The organism is Streptodolium elevatio (assembly GCF_053592165.1).
In genome coordinates this window covers 297,526-310,791 of record NZ_JBSFVE010000009.1, presented here as the reverse complement: position 1 = coordinate 310,791, position 13,266 = coordinate 297,526, and the positions used below count along the sequence as shown (strand labels likewise).

At 72.0% G+C, this 13,266-nt stretch carries 11 protein-coding genes and 2 pseudogenes; 6 read left to right on the top strand and 7 right to left on the bottom strand.

Annotated elements, in window-relative coordinates:
* Window positions 1-184 precede the first annotated feature (184 nt).
* Window positions 185-634: an SRPBCC family protein gene (locus ACWD12_RS19230; protein WP_450100514.1), complete on the top strand. Its 450-nt coding sequence runs from the start codon at window positions 185-187 to the stop codon at window positions 632-634.
* A 21-nt stretch (window positions 635-655) separates the two neighbouring features.
* Here the strand turns inward: ACWD12_RS19230 and ACWD12_RS19225 are convergent, their stop codons facing one another.
* Window positions 656-1,150: a hypothetical protein gene (locus ACWD12_RS19225; RefSeq protein ID WP_450100513.1), complete on the bottom strand. Its 495-nt coding sequence runs from the start codon at window positions 1,148-1,150 to the stop codon at window positions 656-658.
* A gap of 444 nt (window positions 1,151-1,594) precedes the next feature.
* Here ACWD12_RS19225 and ACWD12_RS19220 point away from each other — a divergent pair, with 444 nt between their 5' ends.
* Complete coding sequence (locus ACWD12_RS19220) at window positions 1,595-2,086, top strand: GNAT family N-acetyltransferase (protein ID WP_450100512.1); 492 nt, start codon at window positions 1,595-1,597, stop codon at window positions 2,084-2,086.
* Between the two features lie 79 nt (window positions 2,087-2,165).
* Here the strand turns inward: ACWD12_RS19220 and ACWD12_RS19215 are convergent.
* Together ACWD12_RS19215 and ACWD12_RS19210 are read right to left on the bottom strand one after the other, a co-directional pair.
* A pseudogene (locus ACWD12_RS19215) lies at window positions 2,166-3,492 on the bottom strand (MFS transporter).
* Window positions 3,489-4,250, bottom strand: coding sequence for an ArsR/SmtB family transcription factor (locus ACWD12_RS19210; RefSeq protein ID WP_450100511.1), 762 nt, complete (start codon window positions 4,248-4,250; stop codon window positions 3,489-3,491). The pseudogene ACWD12_RS19215 and the gene ACWD12_RS19210 overlap by 4 nt, the downstream one beginning before the upstream one ends.
* Before the next feature lie 222 nt (window positions 4,251-4,472).
* Here ACWD12_RS19210 and ACWD12_RS19205 point away from each other — a divergent pair, with 222 nt between their 5' ends.
* Window positions 4,473-5,129 (top strand): GNAT family N-acetyltransferase, encoded by a 657-nt coding sequence (locus tag ACWD12_RS19205; RefSeq protein ID WP_450100510.1) that lies wholly within the window; start codon window positions 4,473-4,475, stop codon window positions 5,127-5,129.
* Window positions 5,130-5,185: 56 nt separating this feature from the next.
* On the opposite strand, the gene ACWD12_RS19200 is transcribed toward ACWD12_RS19205, so the two are convergent.
* Window positions 5,186-5,716 (bottom strand): GrpB family protein, encoded by a 531-nt coding sequence (locus ACWD12_RS19200; RefSeq protein ID WP_450100509.1) that lies wholly within the window; start codon window positions 5,714-5,716, stop codon window positions 5,186-5,188.
* Between the two features lie 96 nt (window positions 5,717-5,812).
* Between ACWD12_RS19200 and ACWD12_RS19195 the strand changes: the two genes are divergently transcribed.
* Window positions 5,813-6,649, top strand: a complete 837-nt coding sequence (locus tag ACWD12_RS19195; RefSeq protein ID WP_450100508.1) for a MerR family transcriptional regulator — start codon at window positions 5,813-5,815, stop codon at window positions 6,647-6,649.
* Window positions 6,650-6,759: 110 nt separating this feature from the next.
* On the opposite strand, the gene ACWD12_RS19190 is transcribed toward ACWD12_RS19195, so the two are convergent.
* From ACWD12_RS19190 to ACWD12_RS19180, 3 genes and pseudogenes are all read right to left on the bottom strand, one after another.
* Window positions 6,760-7,248 (bottom strand): N-acetyltransferase family protein, encoded by a 489-nt coding sequence (locus tag ACWD12_RS19190; protein WP_450100507.1) that lies wholly within the window; start codon window positions 7,246-7,248, stop codon window positions 6,760-6,762.
* Window positions 7,249-7,849: 601 nt separating this feature from the next.
* Window positions 7,850-8,443: pseudogene (locus tag ACWD12_RS19185) on the bottom strand (HdeD family acid-resistance protein); the annotation flags it as partial.
* Between the two features lie 313 nt (window positions 8,444-8,756).
* Window positions 8,757-10,616 (bottom strand): class I adenylate-forming enzyme family protein, encoded by a 1,860-nt coding sequence (locus ACWD12_RS19180; protein ID WP_358360981.1) that lies wholly within the window; start codon window positions 10,614-10,616, stop codon window positions 8,757-8,759.
* A 273-nt stretch (window positions 10,617-10,889) separates the two neighbouring features.
* On the opposite strand from ACWD12_RS19180, the gene ACWD12_RS19175 reads away from it, so the two are divergent.
* Together ACWD12_RS19175 and ACWD12_RS19170 are read left to right on the top strand one after the other, a co-directional pair.
* Window positions 10,890-12,098 carry an acyl-CoA dehydrogenase family protein gene (locus tag ACWD12_RS19175; protein ID WP_450100506.1) on the top strand — a complete coding sequence of 403 codons (1,209 nt, stop codon included), beginning with the start codon at window positions 10,890-10,892 and terminating at the stop codon, window positions 12,096-12,098.
* Window positions 12,095-13,234: an acyl-CoA dehydrogenase family protein gene (locus ACWD12_RS19170; protein ID WP_450100505.1), complete on the top strand. Its 1,140-nt coding sequence runs from the start codon at window positions 12,095-12,097 to the stop codon at window positions 13,232-13,234. Before ACWD12_RS19175 ends, ACWD12_RS19170 begins: the two co-directional genes overlap by 4 nt.
* Window positions 13,235-13,266: the final 32 nt, after the last annotated feature.

The window sequence follows — 13,266 nt, the reverse complement described above, 5'->3', positions numbered from 1 at the left end:
CCGCGTTGCGGACCTTGCCCGGCCAAACCCAGGCCGAGCTGCGGCCCGCGCCTTGCGAGCGCACGCACCACGGCCCGCGGGCTATCCGACGCGAAATTTGAAGACACTCCCTAGAACGTGCGGGTGTCGGCGCGCGGGAGGCCCGGCGGACACCCGGGGCGAGAGGGGGGCCTAGGCTCCGGGCATGGCGCGGTTTGTTCTGGTCACGCACATCAAGGCGGAGCCACGCAGCGTGTTCGAGGCGTCCTTGGACGTCGGCGTCCACACCGCGTCGATGGCCGACGCGTGCGAGGAGGCGGTGGCGGGGGTCACGGACCGCGGCCTGATCCTGGGGGACACAGTGACCTGGCGGGCGCGGCACTTCGGGGTGTGGTGGCGGATGACGGCCGAGATCACCGCCTATGAGCCGCCCGGGTTCTTCGTCGACGAGCAGCGCTGCGGGCCGTTCCGCTCATGGCGGCACGAGCACCACTTCGTCGCGGACGGCGATGCCACGATCATGCGCGACACCGTGGAGTTCGCCGCACCGTTCGGACCGGTCGGGCGGCTCGCGGAGGCCGTCGTACTGCGGCGCTACATGGCACGCCTGATCAGCAACCGCAACCGCCACCTCAAGCAGACCCTGGAGCGTTGAGCCGTACGCCGCCGAAAGCGGTTAGTCCGCTCCGTCGGCAGGGACGGGGTCGCGCGCGGAGACGAAGCGGCCCCGCCAGTCGCGGTTGTTGCCGACTCGGGCGAGGAACAGCCTGAGGTCGTGCAACTCCTCGTCGAGACCGTCGAACAACGGGTCCGCGCGGTTGCCCGGGTCGCCGAGGGGACCGGTGTAATGCCAGGTGATGAACTTGTACGAGCCGCTCACGAGGCTGAACCGGCAGGCGATCCGGTCGGCGTCGCACTCACGGGCAAAGGTCAGGTGTTCGTCGACGAGCCACCTGTCGGTTCCGGCCTGGAACCACAGGTTCGGGCCGTCCGCGTACACGGCGCAGAAGACCGGGAAGCCGGGTCCCGCACCGCTGTACCGGTTGAGCGAGATCCAGCCGACGTTGCCGGCTCCCTTGTCGTCCGACCACCGGGCGAGTTGGCCGGTCTCCACGGTGAGCACCCAACTGCCGAGGTACCTGTCCCAGTCCTTGAGGAGAACCGCCGTCATGAGTCGCCCCCGATTCCGACCGCGCTGCTCCAGGCGGCTCGGGGTCGATGTCGTGGTTCTTGCGGCGAAGGTCCAGGCCCGGTTCGCCTGCGGGGCGGGCTGCTGCGCTCCGGTCTGCTCAGGCGGCTTCCAATGCCTCGGCCTGCCGTGTGAGGTCTGCCGCGATGTCGTCCCAGTCCGGGCCGTGCAGCCACAGATTCTGCGCGCCTCCCGCAGGAGGGCCGGCTCGTCCGGCCGCTGCAAGAGCACAAGCCGGTGGGCGAGGTTGCGGATCCATACGCTCGCGGTGGCGCGTGGTTGCGCGCCGGCCGGTTCGGCTGGGGAGGTTGATGAATATGGCCCGCGTGGCTGTTCTTCGGCATGCCCTTGGCCGGGTCGCGTCGCGCGTGTGAGCGATCCGGTCGACCGAATCGACCTGGAGTTCGCGTGTCATATCTGTCTTCCGTGGATGCCTCCGACGTCACCACCGCCCGGCTTGCGCTGCGGCCGTGGTCGCCGGACGAGCTTGCGGCGGTGCCGAGCGGCGCCCGGATGGACCACTGGGCGGAGGACTTCCCCGCCGAAGGCGACGTCGTCATCGCCGGGTTCGTCGCGGACCGGCCCAATGTCAACGAGTACGGGCAGCGGCAGGTGATCGAGCGGTCCACCGGCCGGGTGGTCGGCTCGATCGGGCTGTTCTGGCCGCCGACTGACGGTGCGTTGGAGATCGGGTACGGCATCGTGCCGTCGCGGCGCGGTCTCGGGTACGCGTCGGAAGCGGCCCGGGCGTTGGCGCTGTTCGCACTCGCCGCACCCGGCGTACACGCGGTGTGCGCCGAGGTCGAGTTGGCGAATCCGGCGTCCGTCCGGGTGCTGGAGAAGGCGGGGTTCCGCCCGCTGGGCGACGACGGGACAACCGCCAGGTTCGGCGTGCAACTGCCTGACCTGAACGGCTAGTTGACCTAGCTGACCGAGGTGGGCGGGGTCGGCGGCGCGATGTGCCGTCGGCCCCGCCCACGACGGGTCGAGACCGGGGTCAGGAGGTGGCGGCGGGGGCGTCCTCCGGTTGACGCGAGCCGCCGTGCCGTGGCGGTGCCGTCGGCAGGTCGCGGGCGCGGGCGATCGGCGAGAACAGCAGGATCAGACCGGCCAGCGGTATCCCCGCCGCGGTGATGAACATGGCCGTACGCACGCCCAACGCGGTCCCCAGCGCACCGCCGAGCAGGGCTCCGAGCGGGATGGTGCCATAGCTGACGAACGCCGACGTCGCGGTGAGGCGACCGAGCAGTTCGGGCGGGCAATAGCGCTGCTGGAAGCCCGCCTTGATGACGTTCCCGGCCACAACACCGGCGGTGACGCTGAAACCGCCTGCAACAAAGAGGAGTACGCCCGGCCCCGCAACGGCCGCCGGCATCAGCAACGCCGGTACGGCAAGCGCAAGTTCGCAGACCAATGTGGCGCGGGCCGTGCCGAAGCGGCCCCGCGATCCGCCGTGCGGCGAACGCGCCGACCACGCCACCCGCGCTCACCGCCGCGACCAGGATTCCGACAGTGCCCGCCGTGAGGCCGACTTCGCGGACCAGGAAGACGACGCGGATCGACTGGTAGCCCATGAGCGCGAGGTTGGAGGCTGCCGCGAACAGGGTGAGCGTACGCAACCACGGGTCGTGCACGATCAGCCGCATCCCCTCGCCGATCCCGCCGACAAGCCCACCGCGTCCGGGAGTTGCGGGCGCGGGTGTGGAAGCGGTCATGGACGCGGGTGGCGCCTCGCGGTGCCGGATGCGGCCGAGGCAGATCAGGGAGACGAGGTACGTCGCGGCGTTCGCGAACATGCCGTTGACCGCGCCGGCCGCCTGCGCGAGGAGGCCTCCCGAGCCGAGTCCGGCGATCTGCGCGGCCGACGCGCTGCCGTGCAGCTTGGCGTTGCCCTCGGCCTGGTCCTCGGGGTCCAGGATGCTGGGCAGGTACGCGGTGTAGGCCGTCTGGAAGAACACCGCCGCCGTCCCCGTGGCCAGCGCGACGCCCAGCAGCACGCCCACGCTCAGCTCCCCCGCCCGGTCCGCGACGGGAACGCTCGCGAACAGTACGAGCGACACCGCGGCCGACACGAGCATGACGGGACGCCGCCGCATGCGGTCCACCCAGACGCCGACGGGCAGCCCGACGACGAGCCACGGCAGCCACGAGGCCGCGGTCAGCAGGCCGACCTCGAACGTGCTCGCGTCCAGGTTCGCGACGGCGATGAGCGGCAGCGCGACGCTGGTCACCGCCGCCCCGAAGCGGCCCGTCGTCTCGCCGAGCCAGAGCAGTCGGAAGTCGCGGTGGCGCCGCAGCAGGCCCCCGCGCGTACGGGTGCTCATGACGCTCCCGACCCCTTCCGCGGGAAGGACTGGAGTTGGACGACCACCGGGCGCACTTCGGCGCCCGGAACGGCACGAAGGGCGGCACCGGGAACAGCACCCAAGTCGGCACCGAGTTCGTCGTCGCGGTCGACGCCGGAGGCGGTGCCGTCCGCCGGACGCGCTGCCGAGTGCGCCCGGTAGCGGTCCACGACTCGCATCAACTCGGCGTTCATCTCCCCGAGTTCGTCGGGGGTGAGACGCAGGTCGCGCCAGTCCGAGATGGTTCCGGCGCCACGCCACTCTTCGTCCCAGTCCTCGCCGACGTATGCCGTCACCCGGTCGAAGTACTGCCGGATCAGCCCGTCCAGGTACACGGACAGCGCGCCGCTGCTCTCCGGGTCGTCGCGGAAGTCCGCGATGTTGAGCTCGTTGGACCGCGGAACGCGGCGCCACCAGCGCTCGCGCTTCGTGCCGCGCCCGACCTCCTCCTCGATGAAGCCGTGCTGGGCGAGGTGGCGCAGGTGCCAGCTGACCGTGCCGGTGTTCTCGCCCAGGCGTCGCGCCAGCGTGGTCGACGTCGCGGGGCCGTCGAGGCTCAGCAGCTCCAGGATCCGCATGCGCAGCGGGTGCGCCAGGCCTTTCAGGCTCTGCGCGTCGATGCGGCGCCGGGCCCCGGCGGCCGCCGCCGCATCGGAGGCCGCGGCAGAAGCCGGGTGGGCTGCGGCCTCGCGGGAGGCGCCGAGGGGACCAGGGCTGGGCTCGCTGTTCCGGGTCATGTCGCCAGCGTATCTTGCAGAGAGTTCTCTGCAAACATAAATCTGCAAGTGTGGAGACGGGTAACATCCGATGCTGGCTTCAGGCCATTACCTGATCAGCACCAGACGAGCACCAGACGAGCCAGCCCAGCACCAGACGCAGCAACAACTGCAAGACCGAACCGACACCAGCCTGCCGTCCGAGGCACCGCCCGGACGCCGACCGACTCACGGAGAGCCCGCGTGGACACCGCACCCGACACCGCTCTGCTCGCGCGCGCGTGGGTCGAGGGCTGGGTCGTCTCCCGGTCCGCCGCCCCGCCGATCGAGGAGTTGTGGGGGTTCACCATCGACGTGGGCCTGGTGCCGCACGTACGCCGCCACGTGCTGCTGCCCGACGCCGACGAGGCGCTGTTCCGCAAGCTCACGGCCCGGATCACCGCGCCCGGCACCTGGATCAAGCTGTTCCTGCCGCCCGAGACCGTCGAGCCGTGGCTCGCGCCCGGGTGGTCCTTCGACGCGCCGGGGTTCCTGATGAGCACCGCCCTGCGCCGCGTGCCGGATCCGGACGTACCGGCGGGCTACGTCCTGCGCGCATGGGCACGCGGCGGCCTCACGCGCGTGCTCCTCACGACTGAGGACGGCCACTTCGCCGCCCGCGGCCAGATAGCCGTGCCGGCCGTCGGCGCTCCCGGGGTCATCGACCAGATCGAGACGTCGCCGGACCACCAGAGGCGGGGCCTGGGCAGCGTGGTGATGCGTACGCTCGGCAACGCCGCCGCCGACGCCGGCTCCCCGAGCGCGGTCCTCGGGGCTACCCTCGACGGCCAGGCGCTCTACCACCACCTCGGCTGGACGACCCACGCGCCGCTCACCGGACTGGTATTCGGCGCGGCGTAGCCGTGGAGCCCGAGTACCGGGCACCAGGTCAGCCGGCTCGGACGAACCGGCTCAGGTCAGTCGACCGTGTAGCCGAGGACCTGAGCGACGAACGCGCCCTTGCCGGCGGTGTACGCCTCGCGGTCCTCCGGATACTCGGCCGCGAGCCGCCGCTTGAGATCGGCGTAGTCGGCGGCCACAGCCGGATCCCGCGTCAGCGCGTCCCGGAACGCCACCAGGGCGTGGGCCCGGGGGCCGCCGAACTCGACGACGTGGAGGTGGTGCGTACGCAGCTCCGGACTCGGCCGCAGGAACCACAGGCGCGTGGCCGCATGCGGGTCGTCGGACCAGTACGTCCAGCCGTCCTTCGTCAACGCGTCCACCATCGCGGCGCGTTCGGGGGACCCGATGCGCGGCAGCACGACCACGGGCGCCATCAGGTCGACTATCGGCTTGGCGGGCAGCCCCGGGACGGCCGTCGAGCCGACATGTTGCACAGTCGCGGCCAGCCACCGGGCCAGCACGCGGGCGACGCCTTCCCGCTGTCCGACGAAGGACTCCCGCCACGTGGGATCGGGTGCGGCAAGGCGCACCGGCATGTCGACCATGATCGAAACGTATCCGGCCGCGCCGACAGCGTCGCAGCATTTTCGTCCCGGCTACTTCACCCTGACACGATGTGAGGCGGTGCACTGGGAGGCGTCATGTTCAGCATCGGAGATTTCGCCAGGCACGGTCGCGTGTCGGTGCGGATGCTGCGGCACTACGACGCGATCGGGCTCCTGCGGCCCGCACACGTCGATCCGCGCACCGGCTACCGCTTCTACGCGGCCGGGCAACTCGCCCGGCTCAACCGCGTCATCGCGCTCAAGGACCTCGGCTTCAACCTCCAGCAGGTCGGCGCCATCCTCGACGAGCGGGTGGACGTACCCGAGTTGCGCGGGATGCTGCGCCTGCGCCGGGCCGAACTCGCCGCCTCGATGGCGGCCGAGGCCGCGCGCCTGGCCCAGGTGGAGGCGCGCCTCCGGTCGATCGAGAGCGAGGGACGCATGCCCGCACAGGACGTCGTCGTCAAGCCGCTGCCCGTCATCCGGGTCGCCGAACTCGGCGCGGTGGCCGAGGGGTACGAGCCGGAGCACATCGGTCCGGTGATCCAGCCCCTGTACGAGGAGCTGTGCCGCCGCCTCGAGGCCGCCGGCGTCGGCTTCGGCCCGGGGCTGGCCTACTACGAGGCGGTCCCGGACGGCGGTGGCGAGGCGGTCGTCGTGCACGCGGGCATGGTGGTCGGGCCCGAGGTCACCACGACCGCAGCTTTCACCGTGGTCGACCTCCCGGCCGTCGAGGAAGCCGCCGCGATCGTGCACCACGGATCGATGGACGCCGTCACGACGACCGGGCAGATGCTGGCGCACTGGCTCGACGCCAACGAGCGCGAGGCGGTGGGCTACACGCGCGAGCTCTACCTCGAATGCCCCGACGACCGGGACAAGTGGGTCACCGAACTCCAGCAGCCGCTGCGCCGTCCCGAGGCCGGGGGCTGAAGTCCCCGGACTCGCGAGAGTCGGTCGGGCTCACCTGACTCGACGCGACCGCGTGGTACGTGCCTCGTGGCGTTGGGCGTGCGGCGCGTGGCCGTGCGGGACATGGCACGTCACAGATACCGGTGCATGATGTGCAGCCCGACGTAACCCTCGCGCGGGTGTCGGAACGCCTCGGGGACGGTGCCGACGATCTCGAAGCCGAGCGAACGGTACAGGTTCACGGCGTGCACGTTGGTCTCGACGACGGCGTTGAACTGCATCGCGCGGAAGCCGGCGTCGCGGGCCCAGGCGATCGAGTACTCGCACAGCGCGCGCCCGATGCCGCGTCCGGCGTGTGCCGGATCGACCATGTAGCTGGCGCTGGCGACGTGGGAGCCGTTGCCGTCCCGGTTGTTGTTCATCTTGGCGGTGCCGACGATCGTGCCGTCGTCGTCGAGGGCCACGACGGTGCGGTTCGGCGCCGCCGAGTACCAAATGGCGCGGGCCGCGTCGGAGTCGAGGTCGAGCACGTACGGAAACGTCTCCCCCGCCGCGACGATCGCCCGGAAGAACGGCCTGATCCCGGCCCAGTCCTCGTCGGTCGCTTCCCTGATCAACATCCGCTCATTGTGCCCGTCGGCACGCGCCGCAGGAGCCGACCGCAGGCGCGGGTTGACGGGGGCGGGCCGACGGGGGCGGGCCGACGGGGGCGGGCCGACGGACTTACAGCCGCCACGAGTGAGGACCCCCCACCCGGGGCGCTCTCACGGGTGGGGGGTCCTCGGCGCGGAGCCCGGTGCATGGATTCGGGCCGGGCGGATTCCGCGGCCTGTGTTGACGGGCAGGCACACACGCTGCCAGGTCCGGCCCGCGGGGTATTGGAGTTTTCCGACACGGAGCCGGGAAACCGGTGGGCCGGGGCGATCCCGAGCGACCAGGCAACAGGCAACCGGGTCAGCGGGCGACGGGCGACCGGTGACGGGTGTGTCAGCGCGACGCGCCCTCGCCGTCACCGCCCTTGTGGAGCGACCTGCGCAGCGTGTCAGGCCCCTTGTCGGCGGCCCATTCAGCGGTCGACGCGTCGCCGCCGTTCGTCTCGCCGGGACCGTCGCGCCATGCGGCGCCGCCCGCGAGTTCCTCCGACTCGGCCTCTATGTCCGCATCACGCGGTGTGGTGCCCACTGGACCACCCGCGGGGTCCACGGACGCCGCCGCCGCGCCGGCGGCCGTGCCTCCGGCGGTCTCGGCGTCCGCCTCCCGGACCATCCCCACGATGCGGCGCCCGGCGATGCCGAGGCTCATCATGCTGAGGCCGTCGAACAGCAGGGCGAGCGAGATGAAGGTGCCGATGGCGTACCGGCTGCTGCTCGGCCACTCGGAGAGCACGAGGAGTCCGAGACCGAGGTCGATGACGCCGACGACGATCGTCCACGTCATGCGGGCGGACATGCTCGCGATGCCGCCGACGACACGGAACAGCCCCGCGGTCAGCAGCAGCAACGCCACGAACAGCGTGAGCGCCGCCGCGGCGACGTCCGGGCGCCGCAGCAGGACGACGCCCGCCGCGATGTTGAGCGCCGCCACCGCGACGGTCAGCCAGAACGCACTGGCCTCCTTGCGGGACTGGATCGCCTGGAACAGTCCGACGATGCCGCCGACGAGCAGCAGCCACGCGAACAGGACCATCGTGGTCAGCGTCGCCAGTCCGACGTACAGCAGGCCGATGATGCCGGCGGCCACCAGGATCAGGCCCAGGAACACCAGGAATCCGAAGCCGAACCCGCCCTTGCCGCGCTCCGCGTCGGCCCCCGCCATCCGGCGGTGGCGCGGGCCGCTGCCGCTTGTCGTGCCCATGGCAGGTGCTCCCTCGCGTCGGTTCGGGACCGGTCCGGGACCGAGCCGACACGCGGGTACGCCCGGCAGGTCCGTGCGGATCAGCGCCTACCCGCTCAGCGCCGGGATACCCGCGAGCCCGCCTGACACCGCCCGATCGAGACAACCCGAACGCGACGTCACGAACGAGACAGCCGAATCAACGACCGCCCGAGCGAGACAGCCCGATCAGGACAGCCCAGTCACGACAACCCAGTCACGACAACCCGAACGGAACAGCCCGAACGAAACGCCCTCAGTTCTCGACGCCCGCCCCCGGCGGAAGCGCCGCCGGGCCGAACCCCGCCCCGATCCCGCGCTGTCCCGAGGGCAGTGCCGCCCTGGCCGTCGGCGCGGCGGGCGGGCGCGTCTGCTCGACGATCAGCCCGGCCGGGTCGGCCAGCCCCAGGAAGTGCCGTCGCAGGCGGTGCTTCTCGACGCGGTGGTTCGGGGTGCGCGGCATGCGGATGACGACGCGCACGTGCGCGGGCCGCATGTACGGCGGCAGCGACTGCGCGCACCACGCGTGCAGGGCCTCCGGCTCCAGCAGGCGGCCGGGGTCGGGCTCGACGTACAGCACGATCTCGTCGTCCTGGCGGCCGCTGAGCGGCACGCCGAACACCGCGCAGATGGTGATGTCCGGATGCTGGTTGACCAGGTCCTCGATGTGGTACGCGGAGATGTTCTCACCCCGCATGCGGATCCGGTCCTGCACGCGGTCCACGAAGTGGATCATCCCGTCCTCGGGGTCGCGCACCACCGCGTCCCCTGTGTGCAGCCACAGGTTTCGCATCGCCTCGGCCGTGGTGAGCGGGTCGCCGAGGTACTCCTGCACGACGAGGCCCGACAGGTGCGGGCGCACCGCCAACTGGCCGACGGTGCCGGGCGGCACGCGCCGGTCGTACTCGTCGAGGATCGCGACGTCGAGGAAGGGCAGCGGGGCGCCCAGGAGCCCCTTGCGCGGCACCGCGTGGGCGGGCACGACCGGCACGCGGTAGTGCGCGCACACGCGGGTCACCTGTTCGTGCGTGAGCCCGCGCTGCAACGCGGGCGGGGTGCCCTCGCCGTCGCGCATCTCCTCGATGACGGCGGCGGCCGGCATGCCCGACTCGATCTGGCCGTACGCCGCCACCACGAAGTCGATGCCGAACCGCCGCGCGAAGTCGGCGTGCGTCGCGGGCAGCGGGTGCAGCCAGACCTTGGCCAGCGGGTTCAGCGCGTCGCCGGGGCGCTCGGGGGCACTGGTGAGCCACGGTACGGCGGCGTCCGTGAGCACCGCCGTGCTGGCCCCCGTCGCCGTGACCCGCCCCCAGAACTCGCCGGGGTGGAACCGGTCCCACAGCGTCACCGTCGACCCGGTCCAGGCCGCGCGCGCGACCCCGGCGAACGCGCCGAGCATGGTGTGCAGCGGCAGGTCGTTGTAGACCACGTCGTCGGGAGTCGTCAGGCGCCGCAGCAGGAACGTCGACTGTGCGACCCAGCGGTGGCACAGCACGACGGCCTTGGGGCGGCCGGTGTTGCCGGGGGTGTGCAGGATCGCCGCGATGTCGTCGGGCCCGGAGCCGACCTGCGGCGGCAGCGCGCGGGCCAGGAAGCGGGAGTAGGGGACCTCTGGGAACTCGTGTGCGGGCGGGATGCCGACCGAGTCGTGGACGGTCACGCGCGGGGCGTACGGCAGGTGCCTGCGCACCAGTTCGAGTGCGGGCAGTCCGGCGCGCTCGGTGACGATGAGCGCGGCACCGATGGTGGTCAGCTGCGCGAGCAGCAGTTCGCCGCCGAGGTCGGGGTCGACGGGGCAGAAGATGCCGCCGGCCTTCCAGATGCCGAACATCCACAGGGCCGCGGCGTATGGGCTGCGGCAGTGCACCGCGACGCGGTCGCCGCGGCGGACGCCGATGGCCTCCAGATTGCCCGCGATGGTGTCGGTCGCGCGGCGGGCCTCGGCGTAGCTGAGGTCGAGTCCGTGCTCGCCATAGTGGATGAAGACCCGCATTGGGGTGCGGACCGACCACGCGTCGAGTGCCTCGGTCACCGGTTCGCCGTCGACGGCGAGCTCGGCGGCGAGCGTGTCGAGAAGGGCGGCTCCGCCGGTGGCGCCCGTGCTGGGAGTCGTCACTGGTTGTCCTCACGGAACACGGCCCGGATCGTCTTCGGGACCGTGCGGGATCGATGTAACTCGATGTATCGACGTACCGGTGCCATGCGCAGTGGACGTGGAGCGTACCGCGTCGCGGAGCCGTGCGGGACGCGGCCGTCCAACTCCCGCGCCCACTCGTGGCGCGCGGCGGTCCCTCGCACCCTTCCGCTCGTTGATCTGTGTACCTAGCATCGGCGTGCGGACTGTTGTTGACGCACAGTCAGTAATTGTGGACGAAGGAGGCGCGACACCTTGCCCGACAACACTGGGTCCACCGTCGTCACCGCGGAGGAGATCCGCTCCCGGGTCCGGGAGCTGACGAAGGCTCACGACCCGGCCACCACCGACCCCGTCGAATTCCTCGGGCACCGGTTCGACGCCGGTCTCGCCTGGGTGCACTTCCCGGTCGGCTGCGGCGGTCTCGCCGCGCCCCGCGCGCTGCAGCAGGTGGTTGAGCGGGAGCTCGCCGCCGCGGGTGCGAAACCGGCCAACCCGTTCCGCAATCCGATCGGGCTCGGCATGGGCGCGCCGACCGTCGCCGTGCACGGTACGGAGGAGCAGCGCACGCGCCTGCTGCGGCCGCTGTGGACCGGCGAGGAGGTCTGGTGCCAGCTGTTCAGCGAGCCTGGCGCCGGTTCCGACCTGGCGGGGCTCGCGACGCGCGCGGTGCGCGACGGCGAGGACTGGGTCGTCAACGGCCAGAAGGTGTGGACGTCGTTCGCGCACAAGTCGCGCTGGGCGATGCTGCTCGCCCGGACCGATCCGGACCTCCCCAAGCATCAGGGCCTGACGTACTTCTTCCTGGACATGACGCTGCCGGGCGTCGAGGTGCGGCCGTTGCGGCAGGCCACCGGGCAGGCGGAGTTCAACGAGGTCTTCCTGACCGACGTACGCATCCCCGACACGATGCGCGCCGACGAAGTGGGCAAGGGCTGGGCGGTGTCGAACACCACGCTGATGAACGAGCGGGTGGCGATCGGCGGCGGCGAGTCGCCGCGCGAGGGCGGCGCGATCGGCCCGGTCGCCGCGCTGTGGCGCGAGCGTCCCGAGGTGCGCACCGGCGGCCTGCACGACCGGGTGATGCGGGCGTGGGTCGAGGCCGAGGTCGCGCGGCTCGCCAACGAGCGGATCCGGCAGCAGCTCGCGGCGGGCAAGCCGGGGCCGGAGGGTTCCGCGGCCAAGATGTCGTTCGCCCGGATCAACCAGGACACGACGCGGCTGTGGCTGGAACTGACCGGTGAGGAGGGCCTGACGTACGACGACTGGTCGATGCGCCGGGTGGACCTCGGCGGTTCGGACGGCGGCCGCTCGGCCGGCTACTACTACTTGCGGGCCAAGGGCAATTCCATCGAGGGCGGCACGTCGGAGATCCTGCGCGGCGTGATCGCCGACCGGGTCCTGGAACTGCCGCGCGAGCCGCGTACCGACACGAAGCTGCCCTGGAAGGAGATCCCCCGGTGACCGCGATCCCCGCGCTGCTGTACTCGGACGTCGAGGAAGACCTCCGCGCCACCCTGAGGGGCCTTCTGGCGGACCGGTGTTCGTGGAACGACGTGCTGGCACGTGTCGACTCGGAAGAGCCGTACGACGACGCGCTGTGGAAGGCCGTGGCGGCCGAACTCGGCCTGGCCGGACTGCTGGTGCCCGACGAGCTGGGCGGCGCGGGTGCGACCGCGCGCGAAGTCGGGGTGGCCTTGGAGGAGTTGGCGCGTGCCGTCGCGCCCGTGCCGTTCTTCGCGAGTGCCGTGCTGGCGACTTCGGCGCTCGTCGCGGCACCGGCGGGCGAGGCGCGCGACGAGGCGCTGCGCGCGCTGGCCGCCGGATCCCGCGTAGGTACGCTGGCCGTTCCGGCGACGACCACCCCCGGCTCGGACTTCCCCCTGTCCGTGACCGGCGCCCCCGACGGCGACCGGCTGCTGCTGACCGGCGCCGTCACCAGCGTGCTGGCGGTGGACCGGGCGGACCTGTTCGTGGTCCCGGTGGTGGTGGACGGGGCGCCGTACCTGGCCCTCGTCGACGGCTCGGCGACCGGCTTCACCCGCTCACGCATCACGACGCTGGACGCGACGCGGCCGATCGGCACGCTGACGCTGGACGGCGTCTCCGCGTCGATCGCCGCGGCGCCGGGCGAGGCCGCGGAGGCCCTGCAAGAGGCCCTGGTGGTCGGCGCGGCCCTGCTGGCTTCGGAGCAACTGGGGGTCGCGGAAAGGGCGTTGGAGGAGGCGATCGGGTACCTGAAGGTGCGGCACCAGTTCGGGCGCCCGATCGGCTCGTACCAGGCGCTGCGGCACCGTGCCGCGGATCTGTGGGCCGACATCGCCGCGGCGCGCGCGACCGCACGGTACGCGGCGGCCGCGGTCGCCGAGGGGTCCGACGACGCCGAGGTGGCCGCCTCGCTGGCCCAGTCGTACTGCGGCGACGTCGCGGTGCACGCCGCCGAGGAATGCGTCCAGATGCACGGCGGCATCGGGTTCACCTGGGAGCACCCCGCGCACCTGTACCTGAAGCGCGCGATGAGCGCGGCGCTGCTCATGGGGACCGCCGACCGGCACCGCGCCCGGCTGGGCACGTTGGTGGGGCTGCCGACGACGGACTGAGCCCTGAGCCGACAGGGCCGCCGACCGGTGCG

Coding starts and splice junctions, on each gene's coding strand:
- ACWD12_RS19230 (WP_450100514.1), top strand. CDS start 185: ATGGCGCGGTTTGTTCTGGTCACGCACATCAAGGCGGAGCCACGCAGC.
- ACWD12_RS19225 (WP_450100513.1), bottom strand. CDS start 1,150: ATGACGGCGGTTCTCCTCAAGGACTGGGACAGGTACCTCGGCAGTTGG.
- ACWD12_RS19210 (WP_450100511.1), bottom strand. CDS start 4,250: ATGACCCGGAACAGCGAGCCCAGCCCTGGTCCCCTCGGCGCCTCCCGC.
- ACWD12_RS19200 (WP_450100509.1), bottom strand. CDS start 5,716: ATGGTCGACATGCCGGTGCGCCTTGCCGCACCCGATCCCACGTGGCGG.
- ACWD12_RS19195 (WP_450100508.1), top strand. CDS start 5,813: ATGTTCAGCATCGGAGATTTCGCCAGGCACGGTCGCGTGTCGGTGCGG.
- ACWD12_RS19190 (WP_450100507.1), bottom strand. CDS start 7,248: ATGTTGATCAGGGAAGCGACCGACGAGGACTGGGCCGGGATCAGGCCG.